The following is an 18,038-nucleotide window of genomic DNA, read 5'->3' as shown; positions in this document are numbered from 1 at the left end:
ATGTTAATATTCTTAACATTAGAAATTTACTTAAATAATAGGAGATTAATTAGTTAGAAAGTATTAAATGGGGTATCATTTTCAGCTATATTTTTTGAATAATCTAGGTATTTCAATGACCATAAATTTTTTTATTCTCTTAAGCTTTTCGCATAGAAATCAAAGTTCTAGGGCCTAATAGGGGGCTTCTTTAACAAGTCTTGGAGATGAGAATCAATCTTCTTTTATTAGGACTTTGAGAGTATTGGCCTTTCTCCTGATCATTCCTATGATTATCCTTCTATTTATTAAGCTCGTCTTACGTTTTGTTCTATTTTGTAAATATGGGTTTAGGGCTATAGAGCGTATTGAAATAGAGGTCCCAGAACGGGCAAAGGCCCCAGTTACTATACCTACAAGTATTCCTAGAATTGAGGGCAGGCCTGAAGCACCACGACCAGCAACACTACCAATTCAACGCCTCCCTCTGCTTGATGTAGAAATTGAGAGAAAATATCTCACATTACAACTCAAAGAGATAGAGAAGGAATTAATGCACGATGTCTTTTCTCTGCTTTTATATGGTTGTGAAGAGAGTATTCTTAATCAGATGGAGATTAGTTTTTACGGAGATGTCGGAATACACAAACGCTTCTCTTTCCGTATAAATAGAGGTACTGTAAAAAATATACTTTTTACCTACATTCCTGGTGAGGACATGCCTCCCGGTGGAGTTGTCGGGACGCCCATCCGGTTAGGCGTATTCCGTAATGTTGATTATCCAACATTTAAGTTTTATGCTGATAGGTGTTTACATACGACAATGGCACATATAGATCTCATTTGCATGAGACAACGAGGCATCAAAACAATTCAGGAGAGAATTAATCAGCTTAGCGTGATAGACTTAAGTGAAGAGCAGTTTCAACAATTACGCAGGGATTGTCACTCATATCCAGAGAGTCTGTCTATATGCTCTTTGGAGGCAGTTCCTTGTTATCACAATGGTGAACTGGTGGGTTATGCCGGGATAATTGCTCAGGAGCTCCCGGAAGAAGAAGGTTAGTGTGGTGGTGGCTGGCGAGCCTAACCTGGTATTTTTTGCAATATTTACATGGTCTGATAATATGTATTATGTTGCACGGCTAGTTGTTTTATAGAAAAGCCATACAATTAATTATTAATGCCTTAACACTTATTTCTAGTTTCATTTATAGTGGTATAACCTTTTAAATAATTTTATTATCTGGGTGGGAAATGCCGTATCTCATTTTTTCGGACTATTCTAAACCTTCTCTTTTAGAAAAGACCGTTTCTTTCCTAGATTTTTGTCTTTACTTAGGAGGTAAGCAATCCTATATAGTTGCCAGAGATCCGCAGAATAAGGCTTGGTCCGTGACTGTTCCAGGACAGGTCTTATCCACATTTGAAAAGGTTTTAAGAATTCTCTGTTTATTAGTATTTATTCCGATTACAATTATTGCTCTAGCAATACGGTTTCTTCTGTATGCTTATCTTTCTTATAAAGGTCGAATTGTCTGTCTTGATAACTTAGTGAGTAAAGAAGAACGGAAACTGCTGATTCTCTATCCTCAAGTCTTACAGAATATACGTCGCCTTCCCCTTGTCTACACCTCTTTGCCGCTAGAGGACTGTTATATAGCTTTTAATTCCCTAGAGTCTTCTGAAATAGATGACATGAGTTTTTGGATTGATTACCCCAGCTTATCTACTAAAATGGATTTTTTTGGGATTCAAATTCCTAAAGATAAGCTTAAGAAGGTTAAAAAAAGCCCTCATGGGGAGCCTACAGACTTCCCTATAAACTTCCCCTTACTTTGCAGAGAGATTTTAAAGACAGAATTGGGAGAAGGAGAAATTGTCAGTCAAAAAGGTATTGAAAAGCTTTCTAGACTCTTTTTAGCTTTCCTAGTTTATAGATCTCAAAAAAATGCTAACGGAAAGATAGAGACTATAATCCCCTTAGATTCTCCGGACGCCCTATGGGCAAAACTTCTGTTCTTTGACTATTTGGATGAGAATCCTTTGACGAAAGGATTATTAGGATCTCGAGTGCTAAAGGAATTAGAGAGATTAGGTGTTCTTAAAAAACCCGAAATACACCAATACTCCATGAGTAAAGTCGTTGTTAACTGGCAGCTCTAATTGGAGTCGTCTTCCTCGTCTTCCTACTTTTGTTTATTATTCTTTACATTTCTTTTATATCTGATGAACCTTTTTCAGCTAGGAAGGATGATTACCTCCGAGTTGGGGGTCTAATCTACATTCTGCTTCTGCAGCAATTTCCCCAACTTTTTCCACTCTAAAAATGACATCTTGATGTAGATCGAGCACCATATTCCCAGGTTTGTCACTTTGAGCCTTTACATGTTTATTTAACCCAAGCAGGGCGAAATAAATGTTACAACCTCTTTCTTCTAAAATATTTGTTTTTAATTTTTAATTATTTTAAAATGTATTCGATTTAATTTTTAATTGGTTTGTTTAATGTCAGCATCTTTACCTTCTTTAAATAGTGAATCACCAGTACAAATTGTTTCAGGAAATGTTGAAACTAATGAAACTTGTCTTGGATTATTAGCTCATCCAAAAGCAATAAAACTAGTAAAAACAGTAGTTCAAGCTCTTGTATTTACTCTTTCTATAATTTTTGTAGTTGTAGGTGCCCTAGGTCTTGCCGGAAGTGCTAGCCTCCCCTTGTTAATCATAGGTAGTGTTGTGCTTGGGATAGCTGCTATTGGATTTATAGTCGCTTTAATAAGCATGATTGTCTTGAAAGTGTATCTAAATAGGGCTGGGCTCTAAGGGATTAATCCATTCCGCGGGGAAAAAGTTCCTACCTAATAGATAATCCTAAAATTTTCTTTAGTTTTGATTGCAACTACTTTAGAAAGAGTTATGAGGTTTTTCACTTCATGTTAGAAAGAATTCTATTTGTGATATAGCTGAGAATCGAATACTTCTGTTATGTTGCGTTGTTTCTTTCTGGAACAGAATATTCTTTGATTTTTTTGCGCATCCACGTCATAAAATAAGCTATTAAATTATAGGAGATCAGAAAAATACATTCAGTGCTTTTCTGATTTTTAACTTGCTGATATTTTCAGGAGCAAATTTTTCGACTTGAATTTAATTGAGTAAATGGGAGAAAATGTTCGCGCTAATTTTTTACTTGGTGAACTATGCCCAATCTGAACAAATTACTCAACTGCCTGAGTCTAACGCAAAATATAGAATTAACACAACGAAATTCTTGTCCTAAAGCCGTAAAAACCAGTGTTTTGGTTGGCTTGTTGGCTCTTTCTATTATTTTTATCATGTTAGGAGCTTTAGCACTCGCTGGAAGTGCTAGTTTGGGATTATTAATTTTTGGTTCAGTTTGTATCTCTTTTCTTGTTTTAGGCTTTATTTTAGGAAAGTTAATTAAGAAGACGCCAACTTCTATACCATTTTCTAGATCGGAAATAATTCAACCCCCTTTGAATGCTCAAGGAGAAGCGGCTCTTGCCTATGCTAAGTCGCAACTCGATACGGAGAGAGGTAGAATAGAAATTGGTGATTGGTCTGATTTACGCCCTCCTATAAATAACGATATTTCTTATTTAATTGAATTAAGATCTGAAAAGTATCAAGCAGTCTTAAATTTATTAGGTGTAGATGCTTCAGGAGAACTCACATTCCCTAGTCTTGAAGCTGTATCTGATCCAATATTCACAAGGACAGTCACAGAATTGCTACAACTATCTTTTGCTATTAGTCTTTATTCTCTCAGAGATTTAGACAGTTATAAACAAAGATACGATGTCAGTTCGAATTTGGAAGCTTTAGCAAGACAAAATTCAGCTTACTATAAGACATTCTATATGATGTCACGCGCATACTCTTTAATAAGGCATTTAGATATGCATTGTGCTGGAGATATTTCTCCAGATCTGATTGAAGCTAGAGTTTCTAGATTCTATCAAGAAGGAACTGTAGAGAACGATTGGAGATTTATATATAATTGTTTTTGTGAGCAAGCTCGTTGGTATCTTGGTAACGAGGAAGAGGCATATGAAAGAGAATGTCGTTTGATTAAGCATTCTAGAGCAGACCTTAACCGTAGATTTGGACATGCAGGAACTACACCAACATAAAATTAATCTTTTATTGTAATAGGGAAGACATTGTACGCGCCCCTATAATTCATAGGACCGCGTGCTTGTATTCATTTAGCCTCTCCCCTACGGGAGCTCGTCATCCTTTTTAGATACAGGTTATAATTAAGAATCTGTTTTTATAGAATTCAATCGAATGTATACTCCGCGACTTACTTCTGTATAGCCTTCAATAATGTGCATTTTTTCTAGCTGTATGAGGATCGAGTTCGTTAAACCGATTCTTATTGGATCAGAAAGATTTCCCCAGAAAGTTGTTGAAGATCCAGACACAGCAGTATTTTGTTCCTTGTGTGGGATAAATATTTCAACAGTATTTGGGTCTGTAGGGGATAAAATTTCTGTGATGAATTCGATCGCTAATTGTAGTTTGATCTGCTTATCAGAAAGAGCTCTCAACTCTGGTCTTTTTTGAAGAAGATAGGCTCTCGGAATTGTAACTGGACTTAGATTTAGAGAACGTGCAATTTTTTCGCGATCCAAAGATTCTAGTGCCGCTCCAACTTCCTCAAAAGTTGCGTTGTTTAGAACATCTCCTAAGAAAGCACTAGGAACCTGTCGTAAAAATGCAGACATAACATTTTTTCTATTTTCATAAGAATCCATGGGTAGACGACTTCCAGATTCATTCATGATAAGTTGATGTCTATTTTGATGATGTTTAAAAGCAGCTTGTTCACCCAAGATATAGGGAACTATATGCTTACTTTTCATACTTTGATAGCACTCTATAAAAGATTGAGATGTAAAGAGTTTTAGATTAGCCGTAGTCTCTCCCTGAGGATTAGTAATGATTAATTGTTTGTGCTCTTCTTCGTCATCTAAAACGACAATTCCGGAGCTCATATCACAACCGATGTACTTAGGCCAAGATATATAGGAGCTGTCCCCTTTTTTCTCTATATGGCGTGATTCAAGAACATTTCTTACGAATCTCGCAACAGCAATTTCCTTTGACTCAACTTGGGATGAATTTGTTATTTCATTTATACTAATGGAATTATCATTCAGCAAGCAAACATAGTCGGGATAACTATCAAAGCGAAATTCTGCTTTTAATCCACCATGTATCCCCTGTATCTGTTTAGGCAGTCTAGAAATTTTTGCTGTAATCCCCAAACTATCTTTTAAGCATTTCTCTATAGATTTCTTATCATTGTTTCCCGTTAATTCGAATTCAGAAATAAGATTTCTTCCTGAATGAACTAGGTTATAAAGATCCAAATACTGAGTATTAAATTGATCTCGATTTCCTAAAATATAAAACGTATGAGATTTGTGGGAATCTAAGTAAAACCTTTCAGGAAGAGCGTTTGCGAATTCCTCTTTAGGTTTTGCTATGGTAATACCTTCAGCATCTAGTTCCTGATAAGCTTCATCTTCTCTCGTTAAAATAGTTTTAAAGTTTAGAAAGTATGATATTTTTTGACAGGTCGTAATAATTTCTTTCTGAAGAGATTCGGATAAAGGTGTATCAAGATATACACACGGATAAGCAATATGTAAGTATAAATGCAAAGCTTGCCGTAATAGCCAAGCCAAGATAACAATAGGAACAAAAATCCAAGAGAGTATTTTTAAGATTTTTTGCACAGTGGATATTGCTCGTCCTTCATGTTGTACAGCAAATCTAAGTCCTAATTCTGTTGATTTATCTATAACCTTAGTTTGCTTTCCTCCTAGATAAAAATAGGAATCGAGAAGAGCAGAAAACTTCTCTGCTCGATTAGGAGAATAGATTGGTGAAAATGTTACAGAATTTAACATGATGTTCTTGGGGTTGTCTTCATATGTTACTTAAGTAGCTACAAGTATTTTTGAAGGCGTTTTATTAATTTTCTTATTCCTCGGATTATCCGATGGTTTAATGCTCTCGATTGCTTGAAAACTGCTTCTTCTTTAGTCTGCTAAGAATAAGCAGCTCGTATCATATTATAGACGATAATTTTTACTCCTTAATCCTATTAATTTAGTCAAAATAGGCACAAACCATAGTTTCAGTATTCTCATACTCAGAAAAGATGCCTATATTCACTAATTGATCCATGATGCTCTCTCCTAGACATTTTTCCTGAGCGTCTTCGGGTTTAAAGAACATAGATCCATAGTTGTTGAACTGATTAATCAATATACCGTCTCCCCCTCCAGCATAAATTTGTCCATGTTTATAGAAGACAACCATGTTGCGTCCGTTATCATTTTGACCAAGGGTTCTTTGCGAAATGAATGTTAAGAAGTTCTTCACTAATTGTTTCTTTTCTGGGTCAGATATTTGTCTTTGTGTAGGGTCGGATAGAAATAGAGGGGCTTGAATATCCAAAGTATTGTTTAAGAATTCTTTAGATAATAAAGAATTTAAATTCTGAATCTTAGATTTTATAGAATTAGGAATCTGATTTAGCATGCCTTTGAGATATTCTGGAGGAACACTCTTGAGTATAGGCATTAATGTGGAAACACGATTTTCTACTTCCGTATTCTGATCTGGATGTGGTGTAAACGTATGCCCCGGATCAATTATCAAGGCCATATGGAGATTTGCAGCGCTGTCAACACAGACGAATTTTCTTTGTGATTTTGCAAATACCTTCCCAGGATAGCCTGTGAGGACAGTAAAATTCACAAGATCATTTAAACCGTTTTGTAAGTTATTGTGTTCTTCAATACTTGTTGAAACATCTTCTTTGTTTAAGGATTTTTCTGTTAGCAGAATGTTATGAACGTGATGGATAAGCACACCATCTTGTAAGCTAATGCCTATTGGTTTGCTGATGATCAGATGATCTAAATTCTGTCGTTTAGCAACGTTTGTTGCTTTTGTACAGTTCCATAGATGTTCCATTATAGACCATTGCATGTCCTCAGGTTGTGGCAATGCAATGGATTTAGTAGGAACTACAAATGTAAATGCTATATCGGGGAATCTCTCTGATGTCATTGTAAGTAGTAGCTGATTACTAGTTTCATCTTGATAAAAATGCACCACTCTTAATCCCTGCAAGTGTAGAGCAGTTCTAAGAGCGTCATTATTAGGTTGTTTAAAACGTAGATCCATGAATTTATCACGGATAGCTATGGCGTCTTTTAAATAGAGTCCGCATGGTGTACAGGGGTCTTGTCTATCGATTAAGACAACCCTATGATTTTTATGTAATACTTTATGTAGTAAGAAACGCACAAGAAGCGCAATTAACATGATTGGGAATATGAGATACGAAAGTATCTTCACAACCTTTTCAACGAGAGGTACGTGTCTTCCTGGATTAGAAAGACAGATAAGTTCTTGGGTTCTTTCATGTCTAGTAACGATTTCTATCTGTCTTCCACCGAAATAGAAATAATTATCTACTTTAGATAAAACCTTTTCAAAGTAACTAGGTTCTCTATTAAAAGAACTTAAGCAAAAACTTTCTGGTATTCTCATAAATATTAAAACATGTTAAAAAAATTCAAAACATTTTAACATAAAACATTAATTGTTAGAATTATTTTTAATATAATTTAGTTTTATTAAGATTTTTTAATTAGAAAGAAAAACACATCTAGGGAAAGAGTCCCTAGATGTGAAGATTGTAAAGAACTTTAAAATAAGGAATTGCCCTGAGAGAGAAGAAGATCAACGTAGTTGATATCATAGTCTGAATTAATAAATTTCGGGTTGTCCAACATAAATTGGTGGAAAGGTATTGTTGAGTGTACTCCTCCAATATGAAACTCTTTTAGAGCACGTTTCATAATCGCTATAGCTTCTTCTCGGTTCTTGCCCTTAGAAATCACTTTAGCGATCATGGAATCATAATAAGGAGGGATAGCATAACCGCTATAACAAGCACCATCGACGCGTATAGAGGGCCCCGCAGGAGGAAGATAATAATCTAAACGACCTGGAGATGGAGAAAAGTTATTACTTGGATCCTCGGCGTTAATACGACACTGGATGACGTGCCCTGTGAAGACAATATTTTTTTGTTTCCAAGTGAGCTTATTACCCATCGCTACATAAATTTGTTCTTTAAGGAGATCGATCCCTGTAACTTCTTCTGTGATTGTATGCTCTACCTGAATACGTGTATTCATTTCCATGAAGTAGAACTTTTTATCTTTATCTAATAAAAATTCTACCGTGCCCACAGAATGATAGTTTGCACTTCTAGCTAAATCTACAGCAACCTTTCCTACTTTTGCACGTAGTTCGGGAGTAAGTATAGGACTAGGGGTTTCCTCAATAAGTTTTTGGCGACGTCTTTGTACTGTACAGTCTCTTTCTCCAAGATGGATATAATTACCGTGTTTATCTCCAAGAACCTGGACTTCTAGATGTCTTGGATTTTCAATAAACTTTTCAATATAGACGTCCGGATTGTTAAATCCTGCTTCTGCTTCTGCCCTTGCTGCTGAAAAAGCTCTGAAAAATTCATCTTTTTCCCTAACAATACGAATACCGCGGCCACCACCCCCGGCAACAGCTTTAATCACTATAGGAAAACCAATCTTTTCAGCAATTTTTAACCCTTCAGCCTCGTCTTTAATAATACCCTCAGAACCAGGAATCACAGGACATTTAATTTTTTTAGCGAGTTGTTTTGCCGCTATTTTATCTCCCATTGTTGCTATAGATTCTGAACTAGGGCCGATAAAGGTTAACCCGCAGCTTTCACATATAGAGGCAAAATTCGGATTCTCGCTTAAAAAACCATAACCAGGATGGACAGCATCTGCTCCTGTAATTTCGCAAGCCGCTAGAATATTCGATATTTTTAAATAGGATTTATTAGCTTGAGGTTCCCCTATACAAACAGCTTCGTCCGCTAATAGCACGTGTAAAGCTTCTTGATCCGCTAAGGAATATACTGCAACTGTGGCTAACCCAAGATCATGACAAGCACGTATAATACGTACTGCAATTTCTCCACGATTAGCTATTAAGACTTTTTTCATTATTCAGCTTTAACTATACGAAATAACTTAGATCCAAATTGTACTGCATCACCGTTGGTGATTAAGACTTCTACAACACGACCAGACATTCCGGCCTTAACTTCATTCATAACTTTCATGGCTTCCACGATACAAACAATCGTATCTTCTGAAACGATATCCCCAGGTTTAACGAAAGATGGAAAATCAGGAGAAGGAGAACTATAGAATGTTCCTACGAGAGGAGAACTAATAAAATCGCCTGCAGTCTGCTGTGATTCCCCTTCTGTTTTTTCTGAAACAACATCCTTTGCAACCGTTTTATTAGGATCAGTGGGAATAGGACGTTCCTGAGAGAAACCAGCAAACAACCTACTATCATAAAATACAGGTTCTTGATTAGGTTTATCTCCTGTATCTCTTTCCAGTTCAAGCTCTAGCCCTTCTCGTTTTATCACAAAACGCTTCATGCTATTTCGTCCCATAGCAATCATGAGCTTTTCTATTTGCTTTAAATCCATACCTATATTCTCTTATCTTCTCAGACTGAAGTTAGACGCGTTGAATATATTCACACGTACGCGTATCAATTTTTATAATATCTCCAATTTCTACGAAAGGAGGTACTGTGATTTCGATACCTGTTTCTAATAAAGCTTTTTTTGTACCGCCAGTAATTAAAAGTGAGTCCCCAGGAAAATCTGTTCTAGATACCATTAACTCTAAAAAATGTGGTAACTCTATTGAAAAAACAATATCGTCATAAACCATGGCTGAAACCGTTACTCCCGCTTTCAAGAATAAGAAATTATCCTTCATGATCTCTTTAGAAATGTAAATTTTTTCATAATTCCCCAAATCCAAGAAAAGAAAGTTTTCATCCTCAATATAAAGATATTCAAGATTTCTAGATTCAAACTGGGCTTCTTTTATTTCTTGGCCAATTTTAAAATTTCTTTCAACAATGACTTCGGAATCAGCAGCTCTTAACGAAGCCTTGATAAAAGACTCCCCTTTATTCCCTGTTACCTTAGAAACCGCTACGACTTTATAAAGACCGTCTTTTGTAGAAATAAACATTCCCACTGAGAGTTGGCTACTTAATACCATGATTTTCTCCTCGAAGTAGCAAAACTTTTTCTTCCATAGTCAGCGCATCCTTTTGAAACATATAGGATGCCGCTACTAAAATATCTGCACCTGCTTCACGACATTCTTTTGCAGAAGTCTCGTTTATTCCCCCATCAACTTCAATCAAACAGGAATTTTCTAGGCCCATCGTCTTAATTGCTTGTCTTGTAAAACGAATTTTATCGGGGATATCGGGAATAAAGCCCTGACCACAAAATCCAGGATGTACGGACATTAACAATACGACATCACAAAAAGGTAGGAATGGAGGAATGAATTCTATAGAAGTTTCTGGAGAAAAAGCTAACCCTGCTTGTAGACCACATTTCTTAATATAAGCTAATAATTCTTTAAGATCTTCGGAGGCTTCAAAATGTACAATAATACGATCGGCTCCAGATTTTACAAAGGCTTCTATGAAATCAAAAGGCGTGTAGATCATAGCGTGGACTTCTAAGAAGATGTCTGTGGATCTATTGATTGCGGCAATGACTCCCGGACCGAAAGTCAGATTGGGAACGAAATGCCCGTCCATAACGTCAATATGAATGAGATCGGCTCCAGATTCTTCTATTCTTTTTGCCTCTGCACCTATGCATGCAAGGTCTCCTCCCATAATTGAGGGAGCAATTAATGTCTTCTGACGTTGTTTCTTATTCACCTATTGCCTATTGCAAACACATCAAAATTTAAAGAAGCCTCTTAAGGTGTAATTAGCAAATCATTTATCTCACCATATCCTTTAAAATAGGATAACCACAAGAAAAACTTCGGAGACAATAGATTCTTACATCTTTTGATTAAAATTCCTAGAGATCTTGTTAGATTTAGATGAAAAATATGGGATGATTTCTTTTATATGAAATAGTCTCTCAGATCTTCGAGGGAGTATTTTTATCAAAAAATATCTAAAAATCCAATTTTTCGTTGGTAACTTAGTTTTTGCATTTTCTCTTTGTCTATGAATATCAATAGCATAACTTTTAGTAAAGAGCTTGATTTTATAAGTTTATATAATTAATCTCTCCAAAATTAAATTATTAAAATGGAAATAAATCATGGCAACACAAGTAGGAAACACAGGTTCTGTAATACTGGTTGAAAATCAGGATCAAAATCGTGAAGAGCCAATTACAAATACCTCTAATTCCACAACAGAGGTTGAAAGTTCCTCATCGTCTGCTGTAGCAGCAGTTAAGAAACTTGTTATCCCCGAAGCAAGAGCTTCACTACTTCAAAAAATCTTCCACTTTATTAAAATTATTTCTGCTGTTGCACTATTTGCTGTTGGTATTGCAGCTTTAATTTGCTTGCAGTTTGGTATCGTAGTGTCGACGCCTTCTCTTATTCTTATGATTGCGATTATGCTCGTATCTTTTGTGATCGTCATTATGGCAATTCAAGATAGCACGCCATCACACGTTGCTCGTCGCATGAAACAGCAAATTCAGCAATTTAGCCAAGAGAACACGCGCCTACATATCCAAGTGAATGCTTTACAAGCTGCTAACGCTGAACTCACAGAGCAAATTGATCTACTTAGACAGCTACACATTAGATTATCTACTTTCGGTGATAGACTTGAAACATATACCGGCGATTTCAGAGATCTTCTTGGAGAGTTCAAAACCAGTTTAAACGATTTCAAGTCTATGGGTAGTAAAATTGAAGTTATGTTTGCTCCATTTGAGAAATTAGCTAAAGCTTTACAAGAGACCTTCTCTCAAGAAGCTGTTCAACAAATGATGGCCTCAGTAACTGCATTGAGAACTAGTTTAGATGGTTTCAAAAGTCTTATAGAAGAGCAAAAAGTTGTTTTAGCAGAGCTAAAATCTGAGGCAGCGCAAAGAAAAGAACAATTACGATTCTTAGAGGAACGCAAAAAGGAATTAGAAGCTGCTTGTAAAGCACTAGCAGCTTCAATTGTTGATCTGCGTGCTTCTACAACTAACTTACAAGCAGTTGAAAGTCGTATTACCAGTTCTATAGGTCAAGATGATGACCGAGATAGCCCAGATGGTCAGGGTTGAACAAATTAGCTAGGGTTAGGTGGATCTTAAGCTTAAGGTAACGGATTGCCATGAGCAAGGATTCCTTACATATAATAATCACTAGCCTCTAATTTTTAATAAAAAGGCATAGAGAGTTTCTCTTGCCTTTTTTTTTATCTCTCTATAAATTTTCTCTCTAATGTCTCGTTACCCGTCTAATAAAAAGCATTATTCTTCTAGGAAAACAGAAAGAAAGTCTACCTCTTGGGAGCCTATAGCTGAGGATTATCACACGATCGTTCAAGGAGAGGGTCATTATTATCATAAAGAAGTCATTCTTCCTAAATTGCTTCCTCTGCTTGATCTACAATTTAAAGATTTTGTGGTCGATATTGGTTGTGGTCAGGGAATTTTAGAAAGAGCTATTCCTAAGGAATGTGGGTATTTAGGTTTAGACATCTCTTCGAGTTTGATCTCTATAGCCAGGAAATTGAGAAAATCACGAACTCATGAATTTAAAATCCAAGATCTTACAAAAAAGCTAATACTAGAATCTCCACGATCTTTTTCTCACGCTGTAGCTATTTTATCACTGCAAAATATGGAAATTCCTGATCAGGCGATCAAAAACACCTCAAAGCTTCTTTGCAAAGAGGGACGCTTTTTTATAGTGTTGAATCATCCTTGTTTTCGTATTCCTAGAGTCTCTTCGTGGCATTACGATGAAGATAAAAAGCTTCTTTCAAGAAAGATCGATCGTTATCTTTCTAAAATAACCGTTCCAATTGTCGCCCATCCTGGGAGAAAACAGTCAGAATCTTCGATTTCTTTTCACTTTCCTTTAAGTTATTGGACCCAAGCATTATCAAAATATGGGTTTGTTATTGAGAATATGGAAGAATGGATATCACCAAAAAAATCCATAGGAACACGTGCAAAAGCGGAAAACCTTTGTCGCGAAGAGTTTCCATTATTCTTAATGATCTCATGTGTTAAAACTCATAAGAATTAATAAAATAAAATTTATAAAACTTAGTATTAAATAATCATTTTTTATTAAAATAAGTAAAAAATGCATTTTTGATTTAACTATGTTTCGAAAGCTCTCGATATTTTCTAAAAAAAAAAAGAATCCGAAATCGGGATTTCGAAATAACAGAATCATCAAATCATTCTTACTTGCTCCTCAAGTTTTAGTGAGAAATGAGGTTTCTAAAGAAGCTTGTGTATTAAGTTATTATGGTTTGTTTAGCTGCATTCCGATACTCGTCTTTTTCTTAAGGTTATCCCAACATCTTTTTGTCAATCTTGATTGGAAAGAATGGCTTCTTATTAAATTTCCTGATTATAAAGGACCGATTCTAGCAATCGTAGAAGCTGCATATCGCTCTACAACAGGCAATATCGGTTTAGTTTTAGTGGGAAGCTTCTTTGTCTTTTGTTGGGCAGGTATTCTTATGCTTTTGTCTTTAGAAGATGGTTTGAATAAGATTTTTAGAACCGGTTGGACCCCGATATCTGTGCAGAGATTGATCGCGTATTTAATCATTACGCTTGTTAGCCCAATGATTTTTATTATTGTTTGCGGGTCATGGATTTATATTACCCAAATCATGCCTGTAGAATATGCAAAACTCTTTTCTCTAAGTCATTCTATTACTGTTTTATATGTTTTTTCACGGCTAACTCCCTATTTGTTCATTTATTTAGTGTTGTTTTGCTGTTATGCCTTTTTACCTAGGGTCGCTGTGCAAAAGACGGCAGCATTAATCGCTGCTTTAACAGCGGGAACTCTATGGATAATCTTTCAGAAGGTTTTTTTCTGCTTACAATTTTACCTATTTAACTACAGTTTCACGTATGGAGCTTTGGTCGCCTTACCTTCGTTTCTACTCCTTCTTTATCTTTATGCAATGATTTATCTTTTCGGAGGATCGTTTACTTTTCTTATTCAAAATCAAGGATGTAGTTTCATTCTTCCTACAGAAAAGTACTTACCAAATTGCTATATAAAACTTGTCATATGTACCTATATTCTTTCTATGATATCGAGAGATTTTGATAAGGCCTTGACGCCTCCTACAGCAAAGATTATAGCAAAGCATTCTAAGATTCCTATTGGAGAGATCTCTCAATGTTTGGATGTCTTAGAAAATGAGGGTTTAATTCTTTCCCATAAGAAAGCGTTTAAGCCGACGCACAATATTTCAGGACTAACTATTAAAGATGTAGTCGAGCAACTCCTTCACCTGAAAACCTTCAATCAGATCCATCCAGACACAGCATTAAGTTTAATACAAAGTAGTCTGAAAGATATGTTTGATCAAGCAACGAAAAGTCCTTACAACCTAACTCTATCAGATATCGCTGGAAAGATAAAATGAAACGAAGATCCTGGTATAAGACTTTAGGGATAAGTATAGGCTTGGGAATTTTCCTAATGTTTATTTATTTCTTACCACCCTTACTTTCTCAAGGCTCAGGGAAATATCTCTTTCTATCTTTGATTCATAAGGAAACAGGACTTTCCTGCGATGTTGAAGATTTAAAGTTGTCTTGGTTAGGGCCTCAATACGCTAAGAAAGTAAAAATTATTGGCAAAGATAAAGTTGGGGAACTATTTGCAGCAGAGAAGATAGAAATCGATGGATCTTTATTAAGATTACTTCTTTATAAACGCCCCAAGGGTATAGCCTTATTGGGATGGTCACTACAAATCGATGAGTCTTTAACTATAGACAAACCTTCAGTAGGAAATCTCGATCCCGGAGTATTTGCTTCTTATTTAGCGCATAGTTCTATACTTTCCGAACACGGGTCTATAAGTATGAAGACAGTTAAGGGCTCCACATTGGTGTTATCGGGATTTTATGTTGAAAAGACTCGAGAAAAGTTAATCGTTAAAGGTGTTGTTACCGAAGATAATATTACCGGAAGGGTATTCATAGAGAGTATATTCTCGCCAAAAGTCAACATTACTGCAGAATTAAACTCCGTACCCGCATCCTTTTTTAAACTATTTATAGCTTCTCCTATCACGGACCGCATTCTTTCTGAGGAGGACATTATTGATTTCCATGCCGCAGCTTCTCATAATAATGGCAAAATCCTTATGACAGCAACAGCTCAAGGAAGTCAAATCGAAGCAAAACTTCAAGGATACATTCATCAGTCCATGTTCTATATTGTTGAAGGTAGTCCTTCATTTATAGAGCTACAACCAAAAATTGCTTCTTTGCTTTGCTCAGAGTTGCTTGCCTTCCCCACTAAAATTTCTAGCCAGAATATTCGTGCGCGTATCTCTAATGCTAAAATTCCTTTAGATCTTACCCAATGGAGAACAATAGAGGCTACACTACAAGCGAATCTCCCTTCAGTTTCCTTATCTCCGAAAGACCCAAATCTTTCTTTACAAATGAGAAATGTTGATATAGGGATTAAGAAGAGCGCACGTTATACAAATATCCGCGGATCTTCAGTAGCTGTATTTGGAGGCGCAGCACAATCCTATATCAATGGGATTATGACCATTGATAATAAAAAACACCGCACAGAATTTCTTCTACAACAGTCTATGCTGCCCCATACATATTTGCGCGCACTATTTCCACGACCTTTTGTCATTAATATACCCTTAGAAGTTCCCTATTACTCTTTAGAGATTAGAGGTGAATATAAAAATTCACAATTGAAGGCTGAAGCAGATTTAGATAACTCCTTACTGAAGATGAATTGTACGTCTTCAGGAACCTTACAAGCTATGTTATTTCAAGGTAGTGCTACCTACCATCTTGAAGACAATTTAAAGAAAAAATTCTCTCAGCAATTTTCTTACGCTGAAGCTACATTTTCAGGAAAAGTACAAATAGCTCAAAAACACCTCTATTTCCCCAAGTTTTCAGGAAAAATTACTGCTGGAGAAAATGAAGTTTTCATTCATGGAAAATTTGGAAGACCTAACGAACCTATACGTCCTGATACCTCTTCTACTTTAGTTCACGGAAAACTCTGCTGCCTTCCCTTGAGTATGGTTTCTTCAAGATTAATTCCTCTACAACTTACTAAAGCAAGCTTTTCTTTTCATACCGATGGTGCAAGATCTTTGACTAAAGGAAATGTACAACTGATGATTGAAGATCCTGAAGATCCTATGCTTCCTCCTTCTAGGATTCTTATTCCTGATGTTTTGGTTTCTGTTCTAGATCCTCAAAAACCCATGGATATCCATAATATAAAAATTCAAAGTGCTGGCGAAGTTATTGATTTTCCTGTCGATAGGATTCTTAGGATCCAACAAAAAGAAGCTAATTTATCTACCTACATTGGCCCTACAGGAGATATAACATTTTCTGTTCTCTATAATCCAAAAGAAGAAGACAGGCTTGTTCTTCACTCTTCTGTTAAAACAGAGGCTCTCAAAGGTGATGTAAAGCTAGTTATGGATGATTCTTTGACGTTATCTTCAAAAACACAAGGGACTTTACAATGGCAAATCACTCCTGAACGCTATGCAGGGTTTTTTGAAAAAGCTTCATGCTTTCCTTCATGTACATTGCATAGGACGGCTACAGCTAGACTAGATATTTATAAACTCTCCTGTGCTCAGCAAAAATCCGGACTTTCCTGTCTTTCCTTACTTACAGAAGGAGGTTTTGAAGGATCATTATCAACAAATCCTCTGATTTTCTATGATCATGTATCTAAAGAAACTTTCATTGTTAGCAACTTATCGGGATCTCTATATTCGAGTAATCTAGATACTAAGGTGCAATATGATCTTCAGGGAAGTTGTCTTGTTCCAAATCAAGATAATAAAACTTCTGCAGAATTTCTTATTCAAGGTTTTGTCGAACACTTGTTAAATCCATCAGAAAGGGAATTTGAGCAAACTGCAGAATGGAAACATATTCCTTCCGCATTTATTACAGGAATATTTCCCATTTCTCCGAATGTAAAAATTAAAGTTTCTTCGTTAGCAGGGCAAAGAATTAATGTGGCTATGAGTCATCATTTTCTTAGAGGTGAGGGACCTATAACGGTAAAAGTAGACTCTGCGAATCTTCAAGCGTATATCCCCCTCATCTTAAAAGAAAAAGCCATTCTGCTAGAAGATGACCTTGTAGCTACCCTGCATATTAACGAAGAAATCAATAAGGCATTTTTCCAAGAATTTAACCCTTTAATTTCAGGAAATGCCTATTCGCAACATCCAGTTTTACTACAAGTAAGTAAAGAGAATTTCTATCTTCCTATTTCTCCTTACTCATTTGAAGAATTTCGAATCCAATCTGCAAGTTTAGACTTTGGTAAAATTTCTATAGCAAATACAGGAACCATGTATGATCTATTTAAATTTTTGGATATTGAAGAAAGTAAACAGTTCGTAGAATCGTGGTTTACACCTATATTCTTCTCAGTACAAAAAGGCACTATTATTTGTAAGCGCTTCGATGCACTGATTGATGATAGAATACGCCTAGCTCTCTGGGGAAAAACTGATATTATTAAAGATAGGATTTCCATGACATTGGGAATTGATCCTGAAGTCATTAAAAAATACTTCCATAATACCTCACTAAAAACAAAGAACTTCTTCCTTATCAAAATTCGAGGGTCTATCTCCTCACCAGAAGTGGATTGGTCCTCAGCGTATGCACGTATTGCTTTACTAAAGAGCTATACAATCGCAAGCCCATTCAGTACCTTAGCGGATAAACTCTTCTCCTCCTTAGGAGATTCAACTCCCCCGCAAACTGTATCACCATTACCTTGGGAAAAATCTCAAGAGATGCCTGAAGATAATAATGCTAATAAAAGTAAATAGTTTTTAATTATCAATATT

14 protein-coding genes are annotated in these 18,038 nt (G+C 35.9%); 8 read left to right on the top strand and 6 right to left on the bottom strand.

What is annotated here, in order from left to right:
- The first annotated feature begins 244 nt into the window (after positions 1–244).
- The 4 genes from C10C_RS02860 (at position 245) to C10C_RS02845 (ending at position 4,136) form a co-directional block, all read left to right on the top strand.
- Positions 245–1,045, top strand: coding sequence for a hypothetical protein (locus tag C10C_RS02860; RefSeq protein WP_145980453.1), 801 nt, complete (start codon positions 245–247; stop codon positions 1,043–1,045).
- A gap of 191 nt (positions 1,046–1,236) precedes the next feature.
- Positions 1,237–2,145 (top strand): DUF648 domain-containing protein, encoded by a 909-nt coding sequence (locus tag C10C_RS02855; RefSeq protein ID WP_117274346.1) that lies wholly within the window; start codon positions 1,237–1,239, stop codon positions 2,143–2,145.
- A gap of 342 nt (positions 2,146–2,487) precedes the next feature.
- Complete coding sequence (locus C10C_RS02850; RefSeq protein WP_117274345.1) at positions 2,488–2,805, top strand: hypothetical protein; 318 nt, start codon at positions 2,488–2,490, stop codon at positions 2,803–2,805.
- Between the two features lie 377 nt (positions 2,806–3,182).
- Positions 3,183–4,136 carry a hypothetical protein gene (locus tag C10C_RS02845; protein ID WP_117274344.1) on the top strand — a complete coding sequence of 318 codons (954 nt, stop codon included), beginning with the start codon at positions 3,183–3,185 and terminating at the stop codon, positions 4,134–4,136.
- Positions 4,137–4,262: 126 nt separating this feature from the next.
- On the opposite strand, the gene C10C_RS02840 is transcribed toward C10C_RS02845, so the two are convergent.
- The 6 genes from C10C_RS02840 to rpe form a co-directional block, all read right to left on the bottom strand.
- A complete protein-coding gene (locus C10C_RS02840; RefSeq protein WP_117274343.1) occupies positions 4,263–5,924 on the bottom strand; it encodes a DUF648 domain-containing protein in 1,662 nt (553 codons plus the stop codon).
- Positions 5,925–6,126: 202 nt separating this feature from the next.
- Complete coding sequence (locus tag C10C_RS02835) at positions 6,127–7,581, bottom strand: DUF648 domain-containing protein (RefSeq protein WP_117274342.1); 1,455 nt, start codon at positions 7,579–7,581, stop codon at positions 6,127–6,129.
- A gap of 158 nt (positions 7,582–7,739) precedes the next feature.
- Entirely contained in the window at positions 7,740–9,095 is a 1,356-nt protein-coding gene (gene accC, locus C10C_RS02830) for an acetyl-CoA carboxylase biotin carboxylase subunit (RefSeq protein ID WP_117274341.1), read from the bottom strand.
- The gene (accB, locus tag C10C_RS02825) at positions 9,095–9,595 is read right to left on the bottom strand and encodes an acetyl-CoA carboxylase biotin carboxyl carrier protein (RefSeq protein WP_117274340.1); all 501 of its coding nucleotides are present in this window, start codon (positions 9,593–9,595) and stop codon (positions 9,095–9,097) included. Before accB ends, accC begins: the two co-directional genes overlap by 1 nt.
- A 31-nt stretch (positions 9,596–9,626) precedes the next feature.
- Positions 9,627–10,184 (bottom strand): elongation factor P, encoded by a 558-nt coding sequence (locus C10C_RS02820; RefSeq protein WP_117274339.1) that lies wholly within the window; start codon positions 10,182–10,184, stop codon positions 9,627–9,629.
- Positions 10,171–10,866 (bottom strand): ribulose-phosphate 3-epimerase, encoded by a 696-nt coding sequence (gene rpe, locus C10C_RS02815; protein WP_117274338.1) that lies wholly within the window; start codon positions 10,864–10,866, stop codon positions 10,171–10,173. Before rpe ends, C10C_RS02820 begins: the two co-directional genes overlap by 14 nt.
- 397 nt (positions 10,867–11,263) lie before the next feature.
- On the opposite strand from rpe, the gene C10C_RS02810 reads away from it, so the two are divergent.
- The 4 genes from C10C_RS02810 to C10C_RS02795 all read left to right on the top strand — a co-directional run bounded on the left by C10C_RS02810 (position 11,264) and on the right by C10C_RS02795 (position 18,020).
- A complete protein-coding gene (locus C10C_RS02810; protein WP_117274337.1) occupies positions 11,264–12,235 on the top strand; it encodes a coiled-coil domain-containing protein in 972 nt (323 codons plus the stop codon).
- Between the two features lie 160 nt (positions 12,236–12,395).
- Positions 12,396–13,208 (top strand): class I SAM-dependent methyltransferase, encoded by an 813-nt coding sequence (locus C10C_RS02805; protein ID WP_117274336.1) that lies wholly within the window; start codon positions 12,396–12,398, stop codon positions 13,206–13,208.
- Between the two features lie 79 nt (positions 13,209–13,287).
- Positions 13,288–14,580 (top strand): YihY/virulence factor BrkB family protein, encoded by a 1,293-nt coding sequence (locus C10C_RS02800; RefSeq protein ID WP_117274335.1) that lies wholly within the window; start codon positions 13,288–13,290, stop codon positions 14,578–14,580.
- Positions 14,577–18,020 carry a hypothetical protein gene (locus tag C10C_RS02795; protein ID WP_117274334.1) on the top strand — a complete coding sequence of 1,148 codons (3,444 nt, stop codon included), beginning with the start codon at positions 14,577–14,579 and terminating at the stop codon, positions 18,018–18,020. The genes C10C_RS02800 and C10C_RS02795 overlap by 4 nt, the downstream gene beginning before the upstream one ends.
- Positions 18,021–18,038 lie beyond the last annotated feature (18 nt).

The organism is Chlamydia poikilotherma (genome assembly GCF_900239975.1).
GTDB classification, from domain to species: Bacteria; Chlamydiota; Chlamydiia; order Chlamydiales; family Chlamydiaceae; genus Chlamydia; species Chlamydia poikilotherma.
This window is presented reverse-complemented; position numbering and strand designations above follow the sequence as displayed.